This window comes from Ruegeria sp. F5 (assembly GCF_056533845.1).
The window spans coordinates 201,882-221,885 of the sequence record NZ_JBQFOU010000004.1 but is presented as its reverse complement, the minus strand read 5'-3'; the positions used below and the strand labels follow the sequence as shown (position 1 = coordinate 221,885).

Annotated in this window: 20 protein-coding genes; 13 read left to right on the top strand and 7 right to left on the bottom strand. The window is 61.5% G+C overall.

Annotated elements, in window-relative coordinates; all coding sequences use genetic code 11:
* Nucleotides 1-66: 66 nt before the first annotated feature.
* Nucleotides 67-1,107, bottom strand: a complete 1,041-nt coding sequence (locus ACR0K1_RS08220; protein ID WP_480849843.1) for an endonuclease/exonuclease/phosphatase family protein — start codon at nucleotides 1,105-1,107, stop codon at nucleotides 67-69.
* 249 nt (nucleotides 1,108-1,356) lie between these two features.
* Between ACR0K1_RS08220 and ACR0K1_RS08215 the strand changes: the two genes are divergently transcribed.
* The 13 genes from ACR0K1_RS08215 (at nucleotide 1,357) to ACR0K1_RS08155 (ending at nucleotide 14,878) form a co-directional block, all read left to right on the top strand.
* Nucleotides 1,357-3,651: a bifunctional salicylyl-CoA 5-hydroxylase/oxidoreductase gene (locus ACR0K1_RS08215; protein ID WP_480849841.1), complete on the top strand. Its 2,295-nt coding sequence runs from the start codon at nucleotides 1,357-1,359 to the stop codon at nucleotides 3,649-3,651.
* Nucleotides 3,648-4,367: an SDR family NAD(P)-dependent oxidoreductase gene (locus ACR0K1_RS08210; RefSeq protein WP_480849839.1), complete on the top strand. Its 720-nt coding sequence runs from the start codon at nucleotides 3,648-3,650 to the stop codon at nucleotides 4,365-4,367. Before ACR0K1_RS08215 ends, ACR0K1_RS08210 begins: the two co-directional genes overlap by 4 nt.
* Nucleotides 4,364-4,831 (top strand): MarR family winged helix-turn-helix transcriptional regulator, encoded by a 468-nt coding sequence (locus ACR0K1_RS08205; protein WP_480849837.1) that lies wholly within the window; start codon nucleotides 4,364-4,366, stop codon nucleotides 4,829-4,831. Before ACR0K1_RS08210 ends, ACR0K1_RS08205 begins: the two co-directional genes overlap by 4 nt.
* Nucleotides 4,821-5,621, top strand: a complete 801-nt coding sequence (locus ACR0K1_RS08200; protein WP_480849835.1) for an enoyl-CoA hydratase family protein — start codon at nucleotides 4,821-4,823, stop codon at nucleotides 5,619-5,621. The genes ACR0K1_RS08205 and ACR0K1_RS08200 overlap by 11 nt, the downstream gene beginning before the upstream one ends.
* Entirely contained in the window at nucleotides 5,621-6,772 is a 1,152-nt protein-coding gene (locus ACR0K1_RS08195) for an acyl-CoA dehydrogenase family protein (RefSeq protein WP_480849833.1), read from the top strand. Before ACR0K1_RS08200 ends, ACR0K1_RS08195 begins: the two co-directional genes overlap by 1 nt.
* Nucleotides 6,772-8,400, top strand: a complete 1,629-nt coding sequence (locus ACR0K1_RS08190; protein ID WP_480849831.1) for an AMP-binding protein — start codon at nucleotides 6,772-6,774, stop codon at nucleotides 8,398-8,400. Before ACR0K1_RS08195 ends, ACR0K1_RS08190 begins: the two co-directional genes overlap by 1 nt.
* Before the next feature lie 64 nt (nucleotides 8,401-8,464).
* Nucleotides 8,465-9,595 (top strand): ABC transporter substrate-binding protein, encoded by a 1,131-nt coding sequence (locus ACR0K1_RS08185; RefSeq protein WP_480849829.1) that lies wholly within the window; start codon nucleotides 8,465-8,467, stop codon nucleotides 9,593-9,595.
* A gap of 45 nt (nucleotides 9,596-9,640) precedes the next feature.
* A complete protein-coding gene (locus ACR0K1_RS08180; protein ID WP_480849827.1) occupies nucleotides 9,641-10,561 on the top strand; it encodes a branched-chain amino acid ABC transporter permease in 921 nt (306 codons plus the stop codon).
* On the top strand, nucleotides 10,558-11,544 hold the full coding sequence (locus ACR0K1_RS08175; protein ID WP_480849825.1) for a branched-chain amino acid ABC transporter permease: 987 nt from the start codon (nucleotides 10,558-10,560) through the stop codon (nucleotides 11,542-11,544). The genes ACR0K1_RS08180 and ACR0K1_RS08175 overlap by 4 nt, the downstream gene beginning before the upstream one ends.
* The gene (locus ACR0K1_RS08170; protein ID WP_480849822.1) at nucleotides 11,537-12,286 is read left to right on the top strand and encodes an ABC transporter ATP-binding protein; all 750 of its coding nucleotides are present in this window, start codon (nucleotides 11,537-11,539) and stop codon (nucleotides 12,284-12,286) included. The genes ACR0K1_RS08175 and ACR0K1_RS08170 overlap by 8 nt, the downstream gene beginning before the upstream one ends.
* Nucleotides 12,283-12,969, top strand: coding sequence for an ABC transporter ATP-binding protein (locus tag ACR0K1_RS08165; RefSeq protein ID WP_480849820.1), 687 nt, complete (start codon nucleotides 12,283-12,285; stop codon nucleotides 12,967-12,969). The genes ACR0K1_RS08170 and ACR0K1_RS08165 overlap by 4 nt, the downstream gene beginning before the upstream one ends.
* Nucleotides 12,969-13,388 (top strand): acyl-CoA thioesterase, encoded by a 420-nt coding sequence (locus ACR0K1_RS08160; protein WP_480849818.1) that lies wholly within the window; start codon nucleotides 12,969-12,971, stop codon nucleotides 13,386-13,388. The genes ACR0K1_RS08165 and ACR0K1_RS08160 overlap by 1 nt, the downstream gene beginning before the upstream one ends.
* Before the next feature lie 164 nt (nucleotides 13,389-13,552).
* Nucleotides 13,553-14,878 carry a DUF4062 domain-containing protein gene (locus ACR0K1_RS08155; RefSeq protein ID WP_480849816.1) on the top strand — a complete coding sequence of 442 codons (1,326 nt, stop codon included), beginning with the start codon at nucleotides 13,553-13,555 and terminating at the stop codon, nucleotides 14,876-14,878.
* 81 nt (nucleotides 14,879-14,959) lie between these two features.
* Here ACR0K1_RS08155 and ACR0K1_RS08150 read toward each other — a convergent pair whose 3' ends face one another.
* Genes ACR0K1_RS08150 through ACR0K1_RS08125 form a run of 6 tightly spaced genes read right to left on the bottom strand, consistent with a single transcriptional unit; the run spans nucleotide 14,960 to nucleotide 20,004 of the window.
* A complete protein-coding gene (locus tag ACR0K1_RS08150) occupies nucleotides 14,960-15,595 on the bottom strand; it encodes a glutathione S-transferase (RefSeq protein ID WP_480849814.1) in 636 nt (211 codons plus the stop codon).
* A gap of 40 nt (nucleotides 15,596-15,635) precedes the next feature.
* A complete protein-coding gene (locus tag ACR0K1_RS08145; protein ID WP_480849812.1) occupies nucleotides 15,636-16,538 on the bottom strand; it encodes an FAD:protein FMN transferase in 903 nt (300 codons plus the stop codon).
* Nucleotides 16,535-17,050 (bottom strand): nitrous oxide reductase accessory protein NosL, encoded by a 516-nt coding sequence (locus ACR0K1_RS08140; RefSeq protein ID WP_480849810.1) that lies wholly within the window; start codon nucleotides 17,048-17,050, stop codon nucleotides 16,535-16,537. Before ACR0K1_RS08140 ends, ACR0K1_RS08145 begins: the two co-directional genes overlap by 4 nt.
* Complete coding sequence (locus ACR0K1_RS08135; protein ID WP_480849808.1) at nucleotides 17,047-17,868, bottom strand: ABC transporter permease; 822 nt, start codon at nucleotides 17,866-17,868, stop codon at nucleotides 17,047-17,049. Before ACR0K1_RS08135 ends, ACR0K1_RS08140 begins: the two co-directional genes overlap by 4 nt.
* Nucleotides 17,865-18,758 (bottom strand): ABC transporter ATP-binding protein, encoded by an 894-nt coding sequence (locus tag ACR0K1_RS08130; RefSeq protein WP_480849806.1) that lies wholly within the window; start codon nucleotides 18,756-18,758, stop codon nucleotides 17,865-17,867. Before ACR0K1_RS08130 ends, ACR0K1_RS08135 begins: the two co-directional genes overlap by 4 nt.
* Nucleotides 18,748-20,004, bottom strand: a complete 1,257-nt coding sequence (locus tag ACR0K1_RS08125) for a nitrous oxide reductase family maturation protein NosD (protein ID WP_480849804.1) — start codon at nucleotides 20,002-20,004, stop codon at nucleotides 18,748-18,750. Before ACR0K1_RS08125 ends, ACR0K1_RS08130 begins: the two co-directional genes overlap by 11 nt.

Below are 20,004 nucleotides of genomic sequence, written 5' to 3'. Positions count from 1 at the left end.
AACAGTGTCAGCACTGGGCTTATGAACTTCGTAGCCTCAGAGTCCTTTTAGAAGCGTTTCGCCATCTCACACCGCTTTGATCCTGAGTGCGACCGGGAAATGATCGCTGAAACCGGTCTTGTCCACGTTCTTTCCGGCATTTCCCTTCGGCAACCCGAACCGGCGCGGCCCTTCACCCGTTTTATGGGAAACCATGGCAGGAAAGGCGAACAAGCCCGCACTGCCATCGACATATTTGAAGCCGCTGTCTTTCTTTGCATCAAGAAGCGGGCGATTGATCAGGATCTGGTCGAACAGATTGCCGTTGCTCTTGAAATACAGCGTGCCCTCCAGTTGGCGCTTCTTCCCGTTCAGATCCACGGCGTCCGAGATCAGGTAGTCCCAGGACAGGTTGTAGAACTTCGGGGACGTCGCCCGCCGAACATCGCCGCGTTCCCGCGTGGCCAGCGCGTTCACGGTGACACTTCTGTCCCACGGATCGTCATTCAGATCGCCAAACGCGACGACCGGCGTTCGCTTTTTGAGAGGCGCGGCCTCGAAAATACGGCTGTGCCAGTAAGACAAGGTTTCCCCCGCCGTGGCCCGGAACCCGGCCGAGTCCTGCGCGCTCCCTCCTGACCGCGAGGGCCAGTGATTGGCCATGACCACGATTTCATTGTTATCGGCAACGGCCTTGAACGTTGCCTGCAAAATATCCCGCGTCCCGGTTCGGCGCATGACGAAATGGTTGAAGACCAGCTTCTTGTCGACGCTGAACTGGTTTTGATCATAGATGAACGCGGTGTCGATCCCCCGCGAACTCAGGTCATCCGAGGCAAACACCGTCGCAAATTTCCGGGCGGGCAGCATCGGTGCGAGTGTTGCGATGAGGTCCTTCAGAACCGCTTCATCCTCGGCCTCGCAAACGCCAAGAATATCCGGCCCTGCACCTTCGTTCATGGCCGCGATGACTTTTGCCAGTTGCTTAAGCTTGGTGCCGTAAAGCGCCTTGGTCCAACCCTTCAGATCGTTCTTGACCTGCTTTTGCACCCATTCCGGCCTGTCCGGATGGTTCGACGGGCCAAAGAGGTTTTCCAGATTCCAGAACGCAAGATAATACTCGGCCATTGTCTTTTCTCCCAAAGCCGCTTTTCAAGAAATCCTTTGCCGCCACTTTAGGCACAGCGCTTGGGCTGGCTGCAACAGCTTTGATTAACGTGTCTGGCTGCGGTGCAAGGTTGGGGTGAGCCGTTCGGATTGATTTGACCGCACACATTCCGTCACTCAAAAACTTCAAGCTTAAAATATTTTTACTTGAAAGGACTCATTCCCCGATCTAACCTTTCAGGCAATCAGCTTTTGGGGGGATATCATTTCATGCGCATTGCATGTCTTGGCGGTGGTCCCGCAGGTCTCTATTTCGGGATATCCACGAAGTTGCGCGATCCATCTGCCAAGGTGGTGGTGATCGAACGCAACCGCGCGGATGATACATTTGGCTGGGGCGTGGTTCTGTCGGATGAAACGCTGGACAATCTGGCCGCCAATGACCCCGTCTGCGCTGAAGCCATCCGCAAGCATTTTGCCTATTGGGATGACGTGGCGCTGGTGCATCAGGGCAAGCGGACGGTTTCAAGCGGCCATGGCTTTTGCGGCATCGGGCGCAAGCAACTGTTGTTGATCCTTCAGGACCGTGCCCGCGAGTTGGGTGTCGAAATGCGGTTTGAGACCGAGGTGGAAAGCGCCTCGGCCTATATGAGCGAGTTCGACGTGGTGGTGGCCGCAGACGGGCTGAACTCGAAAACGCGTGTGGAATTTGCTGATGTTTTCAAGCCCGATATCGACGAACGGCTGTGCCAGTTCGTCTGGCTCGGCACCCATCAGAAATTTGACGACGCGTTCACATTTATCTTCGAGCACACCGACAAGGGCTGGGTCTGGGCCCATGCCTATCAGTTCGACGACGATACAGCGACCTTCATTGTCGAATGCACGCAAGAGACCTTTGATGCCTACGGCTTTGGCGAGATGAGTCAGGCAGAGTCAATCAAGGTCTGCGAAGAGATTTTCCGCGATCATCTGGGCGGCCATTCCCTGATGACCAATGCCAGCCATATCAGGGGCTCTGCCTGGCTGCGCTTCCCCCGGGTGCTTTGCGAAAAGTGGAGCTACAAGAATGTCGTCCTGATGGGAGATGCGGCCGCAACGGCGCATTTTTCGATCGGCTCGGGAAGCAAGCTGGCGATGGAAAGCGCGATTGCATTGGCCGAATATATCGTCAGCGAAAATACGCTCGAGGCCGCGTTCGCCCGCTATGAAGACGAGCGGCGGCTCGAGGTTCTGAGATTGCAGTCAGCGGCGCGGAACTCTCTGGAATGGTTCGAAAATGTCGAGCGTTATCTAGATCTTGATCCGGTGCAGCTGAACTATTCGATGCTGACCCGCTCGCAACGGATCAGCCATGAGAACCTGCGCGAACGCGATGGTGCGTGGTTGAAGCAGGCCGAGGCCTGGTTCCTGCGGCAAGCCGGTGCAGGGGCCAATGCGCCCGTCCGGGCACCGATGTTCGCGCCGCTTCGTTTGCGGGACATGAGCCTGAAGAACCGTGTCGTCGTCTCCCCCATGGCGCAGTACAAGGCGGTCGATGGCGGCCCGACCGACTGGCACCTGATCCATTATGGCGAGCGCGCCAAAGGCGGTGCCGGGCTGGTCTATACCGAGATGACCTGCGTTGCCGCTGATGGACGGATCACCCCCGGCTGCCCGGGGCTCTATGCGCCCGAACACGAAGCCGCGTGGAAGCGTTTGACCGATTTTGTCCATGCTGAGACCGAGGCGAAGATTTGCTGCCAGATCGGTCATGCGGGGCGTAAGGGGTCGACCCGTTTGGGGTGGGAGGGCATGGATCAGCCGTTGGAGACGGGCAACTGGCCGATCATTTCAGCCTCGGCCATTCCCTGGTCCGAAGGCAACGCCGTGCCAAAGGCGATGGACCGCGCCGATATGGATCGGGTCACGGCTGAATTTGTGGCCGCCGCCGAAATGGCGGATCGCGCGGGCTTTGACATGATCGAACTGCACGCGGCACACGGCTATCTGATCTCGTCTTTCATCTCTCCCCTGTCGAACAGGCGCGACGATGCCTATGGCGGCGCGCTGGAAAACCGGATGCGCTATCCGCTTGAGGTTTTCAGCGCAATGCGTGCCGTCTGGCCCGACGCAAGGCCAATGGCCGTGCGGATTTCGGCCAGCGATTGGGCAGGGGATCACGGGGTGACGGCTGAGGAAGCGGTCGGGATTTCCAGGATGTTCGCCGCCGCGGGGGCCGATATTGTGGACGTGTCTGCGGGCCAGACCTCGACCGGGGCCAGGCCTGTTTACGGGCGCATGTTCCAGACCCCGTTCTCGGACCGTATCCGCAACGAGGCCGGGATCAGGACAATGGCGGTGGGCAATATCTATGAGCCGGACCATGTAAATTCGATCCTGATGGCGGGGCGGGCCGATCTTGTCTGTCTGGCGCGCCCGCATCTGAACGACCCTTATTGGACGCTGCACGCCGCGACCGCCCTGGGCGACCGGCAGGCGGTGTGGCCGAAACCTTATGAAGCGGGACGGGATCAGGCGTGGCGACTGGCGGATCGGGAAGTGGAAATGGAGTTGAAGGCATGAGACGGGTTCTGGTCACGGGTGGCGGCACAGGTATTGGTCGGGCGATTGCTCGCGCGTTCGCCGAAGAAGGCGATGATGTCACCATCTGCGGCCGTCGGTTGGAGCCGTTGAAGGACACTGCCGAAGGCTTTGAAATGACGGTGAAACAAGCGGACGTGACGGATGAGGACTCGGTCGCGGAGCTGTTTGAAAGCCCCTTTGACGTCGTGATCGCCAATGCCGGGATCGCGCGCACCGGGAAAGTGAAAGACCTGTCGCTAACCGATTGGAACGACACGTTGAACACCACGCTGACCGGAGTTTTCCTGACCTTCCGTGCTGCGCTCAGGGGCATGGATCCGGGGGGGCGGCTGATTGCCATCGCCTCGACCGCGTCTTTGCAGGGTGGCGCGACGCTGGCGGCTTATTGTGCGGCCAAGCACGGGGTTCTGGGTCTGGTCCGGTCGACCGCCAAAGAAGTCGCCAAGGGCGGGATCACCTGCAACGCCATCTGCCCCGGCTTTGTCGACACCGAAATGGCAACGAATGCGGCGCGCGGTGTGGCCGAGAAATTCAATGTGGATGAGGCAACCGCGATGGAGAAGATCACCGCCGCCAACCCCATGCACCGCCTGATCGCGCCCGAAGAGGTTGCGGCGACGGCGATTTTTCTGGCCTCGAAAGGGGCGGCGTCGATCAATGGTCACGGCCTCAGCGTCTCGGGGGGCGAGGTATGAGTTCGGGCCTGGCGCAAATCCCGCTGGAGGCCGCATCGAAGGAGCGGTTGCGCCTTTGGCTGCGGCTTCTGAAAACGACCCGCGCTATCGAAGGGCGGCTGCGCGAGAACCTGCGCGATGAATTCAAAACCACGCTGCCCCGGTTCGACGTGATGGCGGCGTTGTCCCGCTACGAGGATGGTCTGAAGATGAGCCAGATTTCGGGTGCACTGCGTGTGTCCAATGGAAACGTGACCGGGATCGTGGATCGGCTGGTCGAAGACGGCCATCTTGAGCGTGTGGCCGTACCGGGCGACCGGCGCGCGCATCGGGTTCGCATGACGCGGCAGGGGCGCGCGGAATTCGCCCGTCAGGCCTCGGCCCATGAGGCGTGGATTGCCGATTTGCTGGGCCAGTTCTCGGCCGAAGAAGCCCGCGCCTTGGCCGCCGAATTCAACATGCCGGAGGATACCGATGCGCAGTGACACAAAGCACTTCCAGTGCCGAATCGAAAACCGGGTTGCCACGGTGGCGCTGAACCGGCCCGAGCGGAAAAACCCGCTGACCTTTGAAAGCTATGCCGAACTGCGCGACTGGTTCCGGGATCTGGGTTATGCCGATGATGTGGATGCGGTGGTCTTTGCCTCGAACGGTGGGAATTTCAGTTCGGGCGGGGATGTGCATGACATCATCAGGCCGCTGACGCGCATGAATATGAGGGAGCTTTTGGCCTTTACCCGGATGACCGGCGATCTGGTCAAGGCGATGGTCAATTGCGGCAAGCCGATCATCGCGGCGATTGATGGCGTCTGCGTGGGGGCGGGTGCAATCATTGCCATGGCCTCGGACCTGCGTATCGCGACGCCCGAGGCTAAATGCGCCTTTCTGTTCACCCGGGTCGGTCTGGCGGGTTGTGACATGGGGGCTTGCGCCATTCTGCCCCGGATCATCGGGCAGGGTCGGGCGGCAGAACTGCTGTATACGGGTCGGTCGCTGACCGCCGATGAGGGCGCGGCGTGGGGGTTTTACAACCGGATCGTTGGTGTGGACGAACTGGACGGCGCAGCGCGCGAGTTGGCCGAACGGATCGCGGCAGGGCCGAACTTTGCGCATATGATGACCAAGACGATGCTGGCGCAGGAGTGGTCGATGTCGATCGAACAGGCCATCGAGGCCGAGGCGCAGGCGCAAGCCATCTGCATGCAGACCGGCGATTTTGAACGGGCCTACAATGCCTTTGTCGCCAAAGAAAAACCGGTGTTCGAGGGGGATTGATGGCGGATCAGACCTTCCTCGACTGGCCTTTCTTTGAGCAACGCCACCGCGACTGGGCAGCGCGGGTGGAAGAGGTTGCGGCAGGTCTGGACGTGGATCATGCCGACACCGATGCCGCATGCCGCCAGTTGGTGGCGCTTTTGGGCGAGGCGGGGCTGTTGAGTGTCACCGCCGACCAGAACGGTCAATTGGATGTGCGCACGCTGTGTCTGGCACGCGAGACATTGGCGCGCCATGACGGGCTGGCCGATTTCGCCTTTGCCATGCAGGGGCTCGGGACCGGGGCGATTTCGCTGTTCGGCTCGGACGCGCAAAAGGCGCGGTGGCTGCCCGAAACCCGCGCGGGACAGGCCATTTCCGCCTTTGCCCTGACCGAACCGCAATCGGGCTCGGACGTGGCAAATTCCACGATGACCGCCACGCCGGACGGCGACAGCTATGTGCTGAATGGCGAGAAAACATGGATATCGAACGGCGGCATCGCCTATCTCTACACGCTGTTCGCGCGGACCGGAGAGGCCCCCGGGGCCAAGGGGCTGTCAGCCTTCATCGTCACGCCCGACCTGCCGGGTTTCGAAGTTGTCGAGCGGCTGGACACCATCGCACCACACCCCCTCGCACGGCTCAGGTTTACCGATTGCCGGGTGCCGGTGACGGCGATGATCGGCGCGCCGGGGCAGGGGTTTCGCATTGCCATGTCGGTGCTGGATGTCTTCCGCTCGACCGTGGCAGCGGCGGCTTTGGGCTTTGCCCGCCGCGCGTTGGACGAGGCGCTGCAGCGGGTCACCACTCGGCAGGTTCAGGGCGCGCCGCTGTTCGATCTGCAGATGGTGCAGGGCCACATCGCCGACATGGCGCTGGATGTGGACGCAAGCGCCTTGCTGGTCTATCGCGCGGCCTGGGCCAAGGACAGCGGCGCGCCCCGGATTACCCGCGAAGCCGCCATGGCCAAGCTGTATGCCACGGATCAGGCCCAGCAGGTGATCGACAAGGCGGTTCAGCTGTTCGGCGGCGAGGGCGTCCGCTCGGGCAAATCGGTCGAGCGGCTTTACCGGGAAATCCGCGCGCTGCGCATCTATGAAGGCGCGTCTGATGTGCAAAAGGTCATCATCGCACGCGCGGCACAGGCGGCACATTTGGGAGGTTCGTGATGCTTGGTCCTTCGGCCCATACCGACACATTCGCACGGGACAACCTGCCGCCGCAGGATCAATGGCCGGACTTCCTGCTGGACGGGTTCGACTATCCTGATCGGTTGAACGTCGGCTACGAACTCACTGATAAAATGGTTGAAAAAGGCTTTGGCGACAACACCGCGCTGATCGGCAATGGCCGCCTGCGCACCTACAAGGAACTGACCGACTGGACCAACCGTCTGGCCCATGCGCTGGTTCAGGATCTGGGTGTCGAACCCGGCAACCGGGTGCTGATCCGGTCGGCCAATAACCCGGCCATGGTTGCCTGCTGGCTGGCCGCGACCAAAGTGGGCGCGGTGGTGGTGAACACTATGCCGATGCTGCGGGCCTCTGAGTTGACCAAATATGTCGACAAGGCCGAGATTCAGTTCGCGCTGTGCGACACGCGGCTGATGGATGAGATGTCGACCTGCGCCAAGGGCAGCCAATATCTAAAGAAGGTTGTGGGTTTCGACGGCACCTCGAACCACGACGCCGAACTGGACCGGATGGCGCTGGAAAAGCCGGTGAAGTTCGATTGTGTCGCCACCGGGCGCGATGACGTTGCGCTGCTGGGGTTCACCTCGGGTTCCACCGGCGAGCCCAAGGCGACGATGCATTTCCACCGTGACATCCTGATCATCGCCGACGGTTATGCGCGCGAGGTTCTGGGTGTCACGCAAGAGGATGTCTTTGTCGGCTCGCCGCCGCTGGCCTTCACCTTTGGCCTGGGCGGGCTGGCCGTGTTTCCGCTGCGCTTCGGGGCGACGGCAACCTTGCTGGAACAGGCCTCGCCCCCCGGCATGATCGAGATCATCGAGAAATACAAAGCCACCGTCTGCTTCACCGCGCCCACCGCTTATCGCGTCATGCTGGGCGCGATGGACGAGGGCGCGGACCTGTCGAGCCTGCGCGCTGCTGTTTCCGCCGGTGAGACCTTGCCCAAGCCCATCTATGACGACTGGATGGCGAAGACCGGCAAACCGATGCTCGACGGGATCGGCGCGACCGAGCTTTTGCATATCTTCATCAGCAATCGCTTTGACGATCACCAGCCTGCCTGCACGGGCAAACCGGTCTCGGTCTATCAGGCCAAGGTGTTGCGCCCCGACGGGTCCGAAGCGGACATCGGCGAGGTTGGCCGCCTGGCCGTGCGCGGCCCAACGGGCTGCCGCTATCTGAATGATGACCGGCAGGCGGGTTATGTTGCAGATGGTTGGAACATCACCGGCGACAGTTTCTCGAAGGACGCCGATGGCTATTTCCACTTTGCCGCCCGCAACGACGACATGATCGTTTCGGCGGGCTACAACATCGCGGGCCCCGAGGTCGAGGCCGCGCTGCTGTCGCATCCCGCCGTCGCCGAATGCGCGGTGATCGGCGTGCCGGACAAGGAACGGGGCCATATCGTTCAGGCACATGTGGTTCTGGCCGAAGGTGCCGAGCCGTCCGATGCCACTGTCGAAGCGCTGCAAGAGCACGTCAAAGCCGCCATCGCCCCCTACAAGTACCCGCGCAGCATTGTTTTCTGCGACGACCTGCCAAAAACGCAGACCAGCAAGGTGCAACGGTTCAAGCTTAAAGCAGAAGCGGTTGCAAGCTGATGAAACCTAACCATAATCGCCGGGATTGGGGCGTGAAGCCGATAACCAACAAGGGGAGACTGAAATGAAAAAACTACTTATGGCCGCTGCCGCCACGGCGCTGTGCACCTCATCGGCACTGGCCGAGGTCAAGGTCGGTATGATCACAACGCTGTCCGGCGGCGGGGCCGGGCTGGGCATCGATGTGCGCGACGGCTTCATGCTGGCCATCGCACAGTCGGGCCGCGACGATATCGATGTCGTGATCGAGGACGACCAGCGCAAACCCGACATCGCCGTGCAGCTGTCCGACAAGATGATCCAATCCGAGCGTGTGGATGTGATGACCGGCATCATCTGGTCGAACCTTGCGATGGCCGTTGTGCCTGCTGCGGTGAACCAGAACGTGTTCTACCTGTCGCCGAATGCGGGGCCGTCGCCATTGGCGGGCAAGAACTGCCATCAGAACTATTTCAACGTGGCCTGGCAGAACGACAACCTGCACGAGGCCGCAGGGGCGTATGCCAATGGTGCCGGATACAAGAACAGCTTCATCCTGGCCCCGAACTACCCGGCGGGCACCGACGCGCTGACCGGCTACAAACGCTTCTTCGAAGGGGATCTGGCGGGCGAGGTGTATACCCAGCTTGGTCAGACGGATTACGCCGCCGAGCTGGCTCAGATCCGGGCCAGCGATGCCGATAGCGTGTTCTTCTTTCTGCCAGGCGGTATGGGGATTTCTTTCCTCAAGCAATATGCAGACAGCGGCATTGATTTGCCCGTGGTCGGCCCCGCCTTCAGCTTCGATCAGGGTATTCTGCAGGCCGTTGGCGATGCGGCGCTGGGCGTGGTGAACACCTCGCAATGGAACAAGGATATCGACAACCCGACCAACGTGGGTTTTGTCGAAAGCTTCCAGGCGGAATACGGGCGGCTGCCGTCGCTCTATGCAAGTCAGGGATTTGACACGGCAAACCTGTTGCTGTCGGCGCTGGATAAAGCCGATCCTTCGGATGCCGATGCCTTCCGCGAAGCGCTGCGCGCCGCCGAATTTGACAGCACGCGCGGCGATTTCTCGTTCGGGCCGAACCACCACCCAGTACAGACGATCTATGCGCGCGAGGTGATCAAGGACGGCGACGTCTTCACCAACAAGATCATCGGCACCGCGCTGGAAAACCACTCGGATGCCTATGCGGCTGACTGCAAGATGTAAGCCCTTTGCGCGCCCGGTTTCGGGCGCGCAACGTCCGGAGATTTCATGTCCTCGATCCTGATTATCGAACAGGTCCTGAACGGTCTGCAGTTCGGCGTCATGCTGTTTTTGATGGCCGCCGGTCTGACGCTGATTTTCGGCGTCATGGGGCTGATCAATCTGGCCCATGGCTCGCTTTACATGGTCGGTGCCTTTGCGGCTGCGGCGGTGGCGGGTGCGACGGGGTCGTTTTTTCTGGGCCTCGTGGCCGCCTTGGCCGCGGCGGCGCTGGCCGGGGCGGTGATCGAAATGGCGGTGATCCGGCGGCTCTACAAGGCGCCGCATCTGGATCAGGTGCTGGCAACCTTCGCGCTGATCCTGATCTTTTCGGAAGGAACGCGCTGGGTCTTTGGCTCATTCCCGCTGTTTCTGGATATCCCCGAGGCGCTGTCGGGCCCGGTCACGCTGCCCGGTGGGATCGAATACCCGCTTTACCGCCTGACCCTGATCGCCATCGGCCTTGCGGTCGCCATTGGTCTTTGGGCGCTGATTGAACGCACACGTCTTGGGGTGCAAATCCGCGCCGGTGAAAACGACCGCGAGATGATCGCGGCGCTTGGGGTCGATATCTCGAAACTCTACACGCTGGTCTTCGCGCTCGGTGCTGCACTGGCCGGGCTGGCCGGGGCGCTGGTGGGGGCCATCCAATCGGTGCAGGTCGGTATGGGAGAGCCGGTTTTGATCCTTGCCTTCGTGGTGATCGTCATCGGCGGCATCGGCTCGATCCGGGGGGCCTTTATCGGTGCGCTACTGGTCGGGTTGACCGACACGCTGGGCGGGGTTTTCCTGCCCGAACTGTTCAAGCTGTTCATGGACACCGGCGCGGCGCAGAAAAGCGGCGCGGCGATTGCCTCGATGGGGATTTACGTGCTGATGGGGCTGGTGCTGTTCTTCCGACCCACCGGACTGTTCGGAGCGCGTGCATGAGGGTCAATGAACGCTTGCTGAACGCGCTGGTGATCGGCGGTCTTGTGGCGCTGCCCTTGTTTGCGCTGGTCGTGGATGAGCCCTTTACCATCACACTGGTCACGCGCGCGGTGATCCTGGCACTGGCCGCCGTGGGGCTGAACATCATCCTTGGCATCGGCGGCATGGTCAGCTTTGGCCACGCGGTGTTTTTCGGCCTCGGCGGTTATGCGATGGGCATTCTGGCCTATCACGCGCAGACCTATACCACGCTCGATCTGGGGCTGTTTTCCACCGGCGGCACCAATTCCATGCCGGTGATCTGGCTGGTGGCCATGCTGGTCTCGGCCATCATCGCCTTTCTCATCGGGCTGCTGACGCTGCAGACCACGGGCGTCTACTTCATCATGATCACGCTCGCCTTCGGGCAGATGTTCTTTTACTTCGCCATCTCCTGGGCTGAATACGGGGGTGAGGACGGGGTGTCGATCTATGTGCGCAACGGGTTTCCGGGGCTGAACACATTGGTCCCGATCCAGTTCTTCGGCATCTGCTTTGTGATCCTGTGTGCGGTCCTATACCTCAACGCGCGGCTGCAGGCGTCGCCCTTCGGTCTGGCGCTGAACGCCGCCCGGCAATCCAGTATCCGGGTCGAGACGGTGGGGATGAACCCGGTGCGTCTGAGGCTGCTGGCCTTCGTGATCTCCGGCGCAATCACCGGGCTTGCGGGTGCTTTGTTCGCCGATCTCAACCGCTTTGTCTCTCCTTCCATGTTCGGCTGGCAGTTGTCGGGCGAGTTGATCGTTCTGATCATCATCGGCGGGGTCGGTCGCCTGATGGCGCCGGTTGTCGGAGCCTGCGTTTTTGTGGCGCTCGAGCATTTTCTGGGCGGGCTGACCGAGTACTGGCACGTGTTTCTGGGCATCATCCTGCTGTGCATCGTCCTGTTCGGGCGTGGCGGATTGATCGGTCTGTTGACCGGCAAGGAGGGCGCACATGTCTGATCCTGTCCTCGCCACCCAAAACCTGAGGAAGAGCTTTGGGGCCCTGAAAGCCACGGATGACGTATCAATCGATCTGAAAGCCGGAGAGATACATGCAATCATCGGACCAAACGGCGCTGGCAAGTCGACCCTGATCCAGCAGATTTGCGGCGGGCTGACGCCGGATTCCGGGCGGGTGTTTCTGCAGGGGCGCGATGTGTCTGCCCTCAGCACACAGGCGCGGGCCCGGGCGGGGATGGGGCGCACCTTTCAGATCTCGGCCCTGTGCATGGAGGATACCGTGCTGGAAAACGCGGTTCTGGGCGCAATCGGGGCCAGCGGGGCCGCCTGGCGGTTCTGGCGTGCTGCGTTGAAGACCAGGGCATTAACCGAACGGGCCGAGGCTGCGCTGGAACGTGTCGGCCTCAGCGATGACCGCAACACCCGTTGCGCCAACCTGAGCCACGGGCAGCGCCGCCAGCTAGAGGTCGCCGTTGCCCTGACACTGTCCCCCCGCGTGTTCGTCATGGACGAGCCGATGGCCGGGCTTGGGGCAGGGGGTTCGAAACGGCTGACCGGTTTTCTGGATGGCCTGCGGGCCGAGGCGCCGATCCTTCTGGTCGAACACGACATGGACGCGGTCTTTGCGCTGGCCGACCGCATCAGCGTTCTGGTCTACGGCAAGGTCATCGCCACCGGTACGGCGGACGAAATCCGCACCAGTGCCGAGGTGCGCGAAGCCTATCTGGGGGAAGAGGCATGAGCTTTCTGACCCTCGACACCCTCACCGCGACCTATGGCGTCAGTCAGGCGCTGTTTGGCGTTGACCTGACAATGGCCGAGGGCGAGGTGACGGCGCTGATGGGGCGCAACGGCATGGGCAAGACGACAACGGTCAAGGCCATCTGCCGCATGATCCGGTCCGAGGGCGGGCTGAGGTTTGACGGCCACGACCTGCACGCGCTTCCCAGCCACAAGGTTGCCCGTTTGGGCGTCGGGCTTGTGCCCGAAGGCCGTCGGTGCTTTGCCGATCTGACCGTGCGGGAAAACCTGATCGCCGCCGCGCGGCCCGGCGCGTGGACCTTGCGCACCGTGGCCGACCTGTTCCCGCGCCTCGGCGAACGCTCAGATCAGCGCGCGGCGTCCTTGTCGGGGGGCGAGCAGCAGATGCTGGCCATCGGCCGCGCCCTCATGACCAACCCACGCCTGTTGATCCTGGATGAAGCGACCGAGGGGTTGGCCCCGATCATCCGGCAGGAAATCTGGGCCGCATTGCGCCGCCTCAAGTCGGAAACCAGTGTCGCCATCCTGCTGATCGACAAATCGCTCAAGGAAATCGCTGCCGTGTCGGACAAGGCGGTGATTCTGGAGCGTGGCAAAACCGTCTGGTCGGGGGTGATGACGGATCTGACCCCCGACATCTCGGAACGGTATGTGGGGGTGTGATGGCGTTTTCCTTTCCGCAAAAAGTGCTGTTCAAACATTGCGACCCTGCCGGGATCGTCTTTTTCCCCCGATATTTCGAGATGATGAACGACTGCATCGAGGCTTTTTTCGACGAAGCGCTGGGCCTTCCGTTCGAAACCCTGCACAAGACCGGCGCTGTGCCCACCGGCCAGATCCAGACGCGGTTTTCCGCCCCCAGCCGCCATGGCGACCATCTGGTGCTGCAATTGGTCATCACCCGGATCGGCACCAGCTCGGTCGATTACCGCATGACCGCCCATTCGGGGGACGAGTTGCGCTTTACCACCACAGCAACGCTGGTTCACACCGGTCCGGGCGGGCGCTCGGCCCCGTGGCCGGACGAAATTCGCGAAAAACTCTCAGCATTCAAGGATGAAACCTCAGGCCCCGCACAGTGATTCATCCGCAAGGCTGGCTGTCGGTCAAGGGCTACGCAAACGGCACGCTGACCCGAGACAGGTCTGAACTGACCCGACGTCGCCACGGGGTCGAACCCTCGCTCTGATATCCATTGTAGTGTAAGATTGCCAAGTATCCGAACACATGTACGGAGGCGACAAGCATGCGCGTCTACCTTTCGTCAACGTTCCGCGACCTTCAATCCTATCGGGATGCCGCAGCGGCGGCCTTGCAGCGGCTGGGTTTTGCCGTCGTTCAGATGGAGCACTACGGGGCCGAAAACCGAACGCCGCTTGCAAAGGTCATGCAGGACATTCGCGGCTGCGACGCCTTTGTCGGCCTGTATGCGTGGCGGCTGGGGTCCAAACCTCCGAAAACGGGGAATAACAATCTGGTGTTGCCCGATGACATCAAGCTTGGCGTGTCCTCTTACACCCAATGCGAATTGGCTATCGCCAAAGAGGCCGGGGTTCACGATTTTCTCTTCGTGCTGGAAGACACGGTCCCCTGGCCGCCCTATTACATTGACGGGCTGGACGAAAATTCGACGATCGAGCCCATCAAGGCGCTTAGAAAGCAGGTACAGGTCAGCAATCTGGTGGCGCAATTCCGCAGCCCCGAGGATCTGGCAACCAAGGTCGCGACCTCGCTGTCCAATTTTGAACCGACCCGCCAGTTTCTGATACTGATCTCTCCGGCGATGGCTATGAACATGAACGATGAGCTTATGCTGGCAAACACGGAGATTAGTGAAAGCAGCCTGAGCGCGATTAGCGAACACTTGGACGACATCGCCACCGCCGTGGCCAGCGATCGAAGCGTTCGCGTTTTCAGGATCAATATCGACAACGTCTGGTGGTCGACACGACTTCTGCTGCTAGCCGCTTTAGGCAGGAAACTTTCCGACATTCAAAGGATCATGATCACCGGAGGTCAGGGGGAAAACGAAGCGTTCGTTGGGCTGATCTCGACCGATACGGTCATCAGCAAGCTCTTGCAGGTTCACCCCGAACTCAAGGACGCCATAGACAAGATCGGAACCCTGACCGACGACAAGACCACCCGTGAGGAAGAAGTTAAGTCCTACATAGAAGAATTCCGGCAGACCTTTTCGCAGAATGCGCCGTCAACCGGGGCCAAAGGCGGTCGCGGCAAGAAATCCGCCCGGTCAAGCAGCGCCAAACCTAAAAATAAAGCCGAGTGGGAACACAGCATCGTTGTCACGCGCGAAATTCTGCGGCGCTGGTTCGGGGATGCGCTTCTGACAAAGCCACTGGTCATCAGCGATGCGGAAAGACCGACGCGCATCGATCTGGCCCTGGTTACGCGCTATCCGCACAACTTTGTCCCCATCGAGCTGCGCCGACCCTATGAGCGCAAGGGTGACAAGAACCCAACCGGATCAGCCCAGCGTTTCTGGGTGATCGATCAGTCCGGATTGTCCGAGACGATGGCCGAGTTCTACCTTTCCGAATTGTTTGCCCGGTAAAATTTCCAGCGTTGGTAGCGACTTGGGTGGCGTAGTTAAAGTCTAGCAACCGGCTTCGTTCAGGATGTCTGGCAATCAAATTCAGCCAAAGAACCAGATCGGTTCGTCTTCTTCGCGCCAAGGTTTGTATTTGTTCATGATCAGCCCAAAGGCTTTGCTATCCAGAAACCGGTCCAGCCACGCGATCAGATTTGGCCAGGGCTGATGGTCAAACCAAGCCCGGTCGATATGAGCAAACTGGCGGACAAACGGCAGCAGCGCCAGATCGGCAAGGGTCGGGCGGTTTCCGAAAAGCCATGGCCGACCGCTTAACTGCCGGTCGAGGTCGATCAGATAGCTGGCCGCCTTGATCCGCTCGGCTTCGTGGTCCAGTTCGGGATACCGGGTGGCGTATTTTGTGTGATCCAGTGCTGCCTTGAACGGGCCATCATTCGTCTCGATCAGGTGCCATCCGTCCTTAGGCATGTCCAGCAAGCGCTTTGGATCGTTTCGCTCCAGCGCCCAGATCATGATGTCCAGGCTTTCATCGAGAACCCGATCCTCCAGACGCAGGGCGGGTACCGTTGCTGTGGCCGAGGTCTCAAGAAAAGCCTGCGGTTTGTCCCTTAGCAGGATTTCCCGCAACTCGACGGTTACGCCCGCGCTCAGGATGCCAAGGCGTGCCCGCATGGCGTAGGGGCAGCGGCGGAACGTCCACAGGATTGGATGCTGCGTCATGCGGCACTCTATCCGTGAAATTTCCGGCGGGGTCAAATCGCTACCGGATGCGCATCTCGAGCCTTGCGGTTGGGAACGATTTAAGGATGGTCTGCGATTGCGCAGCGGGGGCGGCGCAGAGGGCGGTCGACAGGCCGTCCGCAAGCGCTGCCTCGGGTGCGGAAACAGATACGGTGTCCGGTGTCGCCGCCGGACCGTTGGGGTTCAGGATATGGCCCTGGCCATCCGCAAACAGTGTGCCCTTGGCCGATGAGGTAGCAACCGCCCGGTCCCGCAATGCGATTTCCCGGATCACCGTTCCCGCGTCGGACAGACCGACCTGCCAGGGCCGTCCATCTTTGCGATGGCCCATGGCGACAATTTCCCCCATATCCACCATGACATCCCGCAACCCGAAAGATCGCAGTAAGGCCGCGACGCGATCCGTGATCGCGCCCTGCGCGATGCCGTTCAGCGTAAGGGCCGAGATACCGGGCACCGGCAGGCGCACCTCGCGCCCGTCAAACCGGACCCGGTGCCAGCCAACGGTCTTTTGCGCCGCGGCAAGGTCCGAGGCATCGGCCTGCAACGCCAGAGCCTGCCAAACCGGTTGAATGGTCGGGTCGAATGCCCCGTCCGAGGCCGCATGCAGCGCCGAGCACAGGCTCAGGACGTTCAGCAATTCGGGGGCCGGTGCTGTCAGAACCCCGTCCCGGTTCAACTGGCTGAGCTGCGATTGCGGTTGGTAAAGGCTGAAAATGTTCTCCAGGCGGCTCAGTTCGGCTTCGATCGACGAGATGAACGGCGCGGCTTGCGTGTCGTCCATCCCCACCAATTGCAGGCTGGCCTTTGCCCCAAGCGCGGTACCGCGCCAGCGGGCGACGGGTGCAGCGAACGTGATCGTCGGAACCGCAGCGCAGGCGGCGGAAATGGACAGGAAGCGGCGGCGGGACAGGGGGGTCATGCGGGGGTCTCCAGCTTTAGGTCCAGATCGACGGGGCCCAGCACCTCGGCATCCGGGATATCGGACAGGGGCAGGGCCGCGCCGCCATAGTCATTGATGAACGCCTCGGCGGCGGTCGGGTCGGCAAAGGGCACTACTTCTCTTGCGCCCATGCCGCCGGCGACGTTGGAGCCCACCACGAAAGTCGCGCCATCGGCGGCGATCCAGTTGGAAATACCCGGCTGCCGCCAACTGGGGGCCGCGCCCATATCGCTGACATAAACGGCGGTGATGTCCGCATCCCGCTCGGGGCTTTTTAGATAGGCCACCATATCGCGCACTTGGGCAAAGAACAGCGGCGCGGGGTAACCTTCCAGATGGATCTGACCCTTGGGGCCGCCATGTTCGGCGATGTTCATCTGGCAGAAAAAACTCAGCGCGTCGGGGGTCAGGTCGACCGGGTCGGGGACCTCGGCCAGCTCTTCCTTGCAGGCCACCAGCGCGACCAATGCGATCAGGGCAAGGCGTTTCATGGCTCGACCCTCCGGAACGCCAGCCGCGCGAGGGCAAAGCCCAGCACCGGCCAGATCATCAAGGACACGGGCGCGGCCCAGACCGGCAGCGCCTGCGCGGCCCCGGTCATGCCGGATGCCATGGCGACGCCTTCGGTCGCGGCGATGTTCCACAGACGGAACGCGTCGGCCGGGTTGGCCACCATCACCCATGGAAAGACGGATTGGGTGAAGACGCCGCCCTTGTCCATGACGACGGCCCCCAACAGGCCCAGATCATAGAGGACGACAAAGACCAGCCAGAGCCCGGCCGACAGACCCGCCGCCGCCGTGGCCCCCTTTGCCAGGGCGGACAGCAGGTATCCCAGCGCCAGAAAGACAGCGCCCAGCAGGATGGAGGTGAGGATGAGGCGGACCAGTGCCATCAGGCTGTCCGGCCCCGCGCCGCCAAAGAACGCGGCCACCGCGCCGGCGGTACCGAAACCGACCGTCATGGCAAAGGCCAGCGCGGCAAGATGGGCGGTGAATTTGCCCAACAGGATCTCTCCGCGTCCCGCCGGATAGGACAGCAGCAGCGACAGGCTGCCCCGATCCACGTCGCCTGCGATGGCGTCGAACGAGATCATCAGCGCCAGAAGGGGCGCGAGGTAAACCGACAGCGTGGTCATCGACGCAACCGAAACGGTCAGCATGTCAACGCCCAGCGTGCCGGTGGGCGCGCTGCCTGCAAAGGTCAGGGCCAGCGCGAACAGCACCATGATCAGCGTGGCGACCAGCAGCCAGCGGTTGCGGCGCAGGATCAGCATTTCGGTGCGGGTGATGGCGAGGAAGCGGGTCATTGCAAATCCTCCTGTGCGTAGTGGCGATAGAGGTCTTCCAGCTTGGGCGGGGTCATTTCCACATCCGCCACGGCGTCGCCCAATCCGGCGATGCGGCGCAGGGCCTGCATCTTGTCATCGGGGGTGCAGAGCAGTTCGACCGACGCTCCGTTGATCCGATTGCCGCCCAGTTCGGCGGCCAATGCGTCGGCGTTGGCGCTGGCGCGGACCTTCAGGCGGATCGGCAGACCGGCCAGCGCCGACAGGTTGGTCAGTGTGTCGTCGGCCACCATCCGGCCCTTGCGCATGATGGCGATGCGGTCGGTGCGGGCCTCGACCTCGGTCAGTGCGTGCGACGCGATCAGAACGGCGGTGCCCTGCGCGGCCAGCTCGTCGATGATGGCATAAAGATCCTGTCGCGAGATCGGATCCAGCCCGCTGGTCGGTTCGTCCAGCAAAGCCACTGTCGGCTGACCCAGCAGCACCTGCGCCAGACCCAGACGTTGCCGCATCCCCTTGGAATAGGCTCCGATCCGGCGGTCCAGCGCGTCGCTCAGGCCGACGCGGTTCAACAGGCCGGGCACATCGGCCTTTGCACCCGACAGTTGTGTAAACAGGGTCAGTTGTTCTCGGCCCGTCAAAGCCGGGTGAAACGACACCGCTTCGGGCAGATAGGCCGTCTCGCGCCGCGCTTGCGCGCTGCCGGGGGTGGCGTCTCCGATCCGGATGGCGCCGCCATGGATCGGCGTCAGGCCGAGGATGGATTTGATCAGCGTCGACTTGCCCGCGCCGTTATGGCCCAGCAGTGCAACGCGCTGACCAGGGGCAAGAGACAGGGTGATATCGTCCAGAACGCGGGTTTTCCCCCGGTCCTTGCAGACGTTGTTTATCGTCAGGGCCTTATCCGTCATGAGGCACCTTTTTCATAGCTGGGGGTTCAGGGGCTTGCATTAAGGGGTTGCTGTCCATCACGCCCCCCGGCAACAGCGCCGGGAAGGCCGATTGCGACCAGCGCACCAGCTGAACGGCGGGCGAGCCGAGCAGCAGTTTGGCTGCGGGTTGGGTCCACAGCACATGGTCCATCGAGTCATTGGGGCGATAGGGGGCGTCGGCGATGCCGTTGCCATCCACATCAAAAGCGGCGAAATCGGACCAGTAATTGCCGCGGCCACCTTCCGACCACTCGACCCATTTGGTCGAGACGTATTTCACTTGCGTCCTATTGCCGACAAAGGCGTTGCCGACGATCCGATTGCGCTCGGACCCGGCGGTAAAGTGGATGCCGATGCCGCAACCCTGGAACCAGTTGTCGGTGAATTCGTTCTTGTTGGAATTATACAGGAAGGTGCATTTTTCCTTGGCACCTTTCACCACATTGCCGGTGATGGTGCTTTTATTGGCATAGTTCAGCATCACGCCATGCTCGCGGTCGCCGATGGATACATTGTTGGCGACAGTCACATTGGTCGTGAACATCACCGCATAGCCCAGATGATTGCCGATTGAGACGTTATCGCTGACCACCGAATTGTCGGCATACATGTAGTGCACAGCGAACCGCAGGTCGCGGAACAGGTTGCCGGTAAAGGTGTTTTTCTTGGACGAGTTCACAAAAATCCCGTCACGACCAAACCTTATGTCATTGTCTTCAACCACCGATCCCGGCGCATTCCAGACATAAACACCGTTGCCACGCGCGTTCATGTGGCGGTCCTGCCGCCCTTCGATCCGGTTGCGCCGCACGATACTGTCTTTTGCGCCGTGAATGTCGATGCCATAGAGATTGCCCAGCAGCACGTTATCCTCGACCACCGGCGCGGTGGCCGTTTTGGTCAGCTGGATGCCGCTGTCGATCCCGTCATGGTCCGAGCCCGAGCCGATCACCGTCAGCCCGCGCACGGTCACGCCCGGTCCGGTCACGGTGATGACGCTGCCTTCCCCCTGTCCGTCAATCGTCGCCAAGCCCTGACCGTCGATGGTGACAGGCCGGTCCAGAACCAGCGTTTCGGCATAAGTGCCTGGGCGCAGGCGGAGGGTGTCTCCATCCGCCGCCTGCGCCAGTATCTGATTGATGGCCCCCGCCCGGTTGGGCACATCCCAATCCGCCGCCCAAAGGGGCGAGCCGAGCAGGAGCGGTATGAGCAGGGACCAACGCAT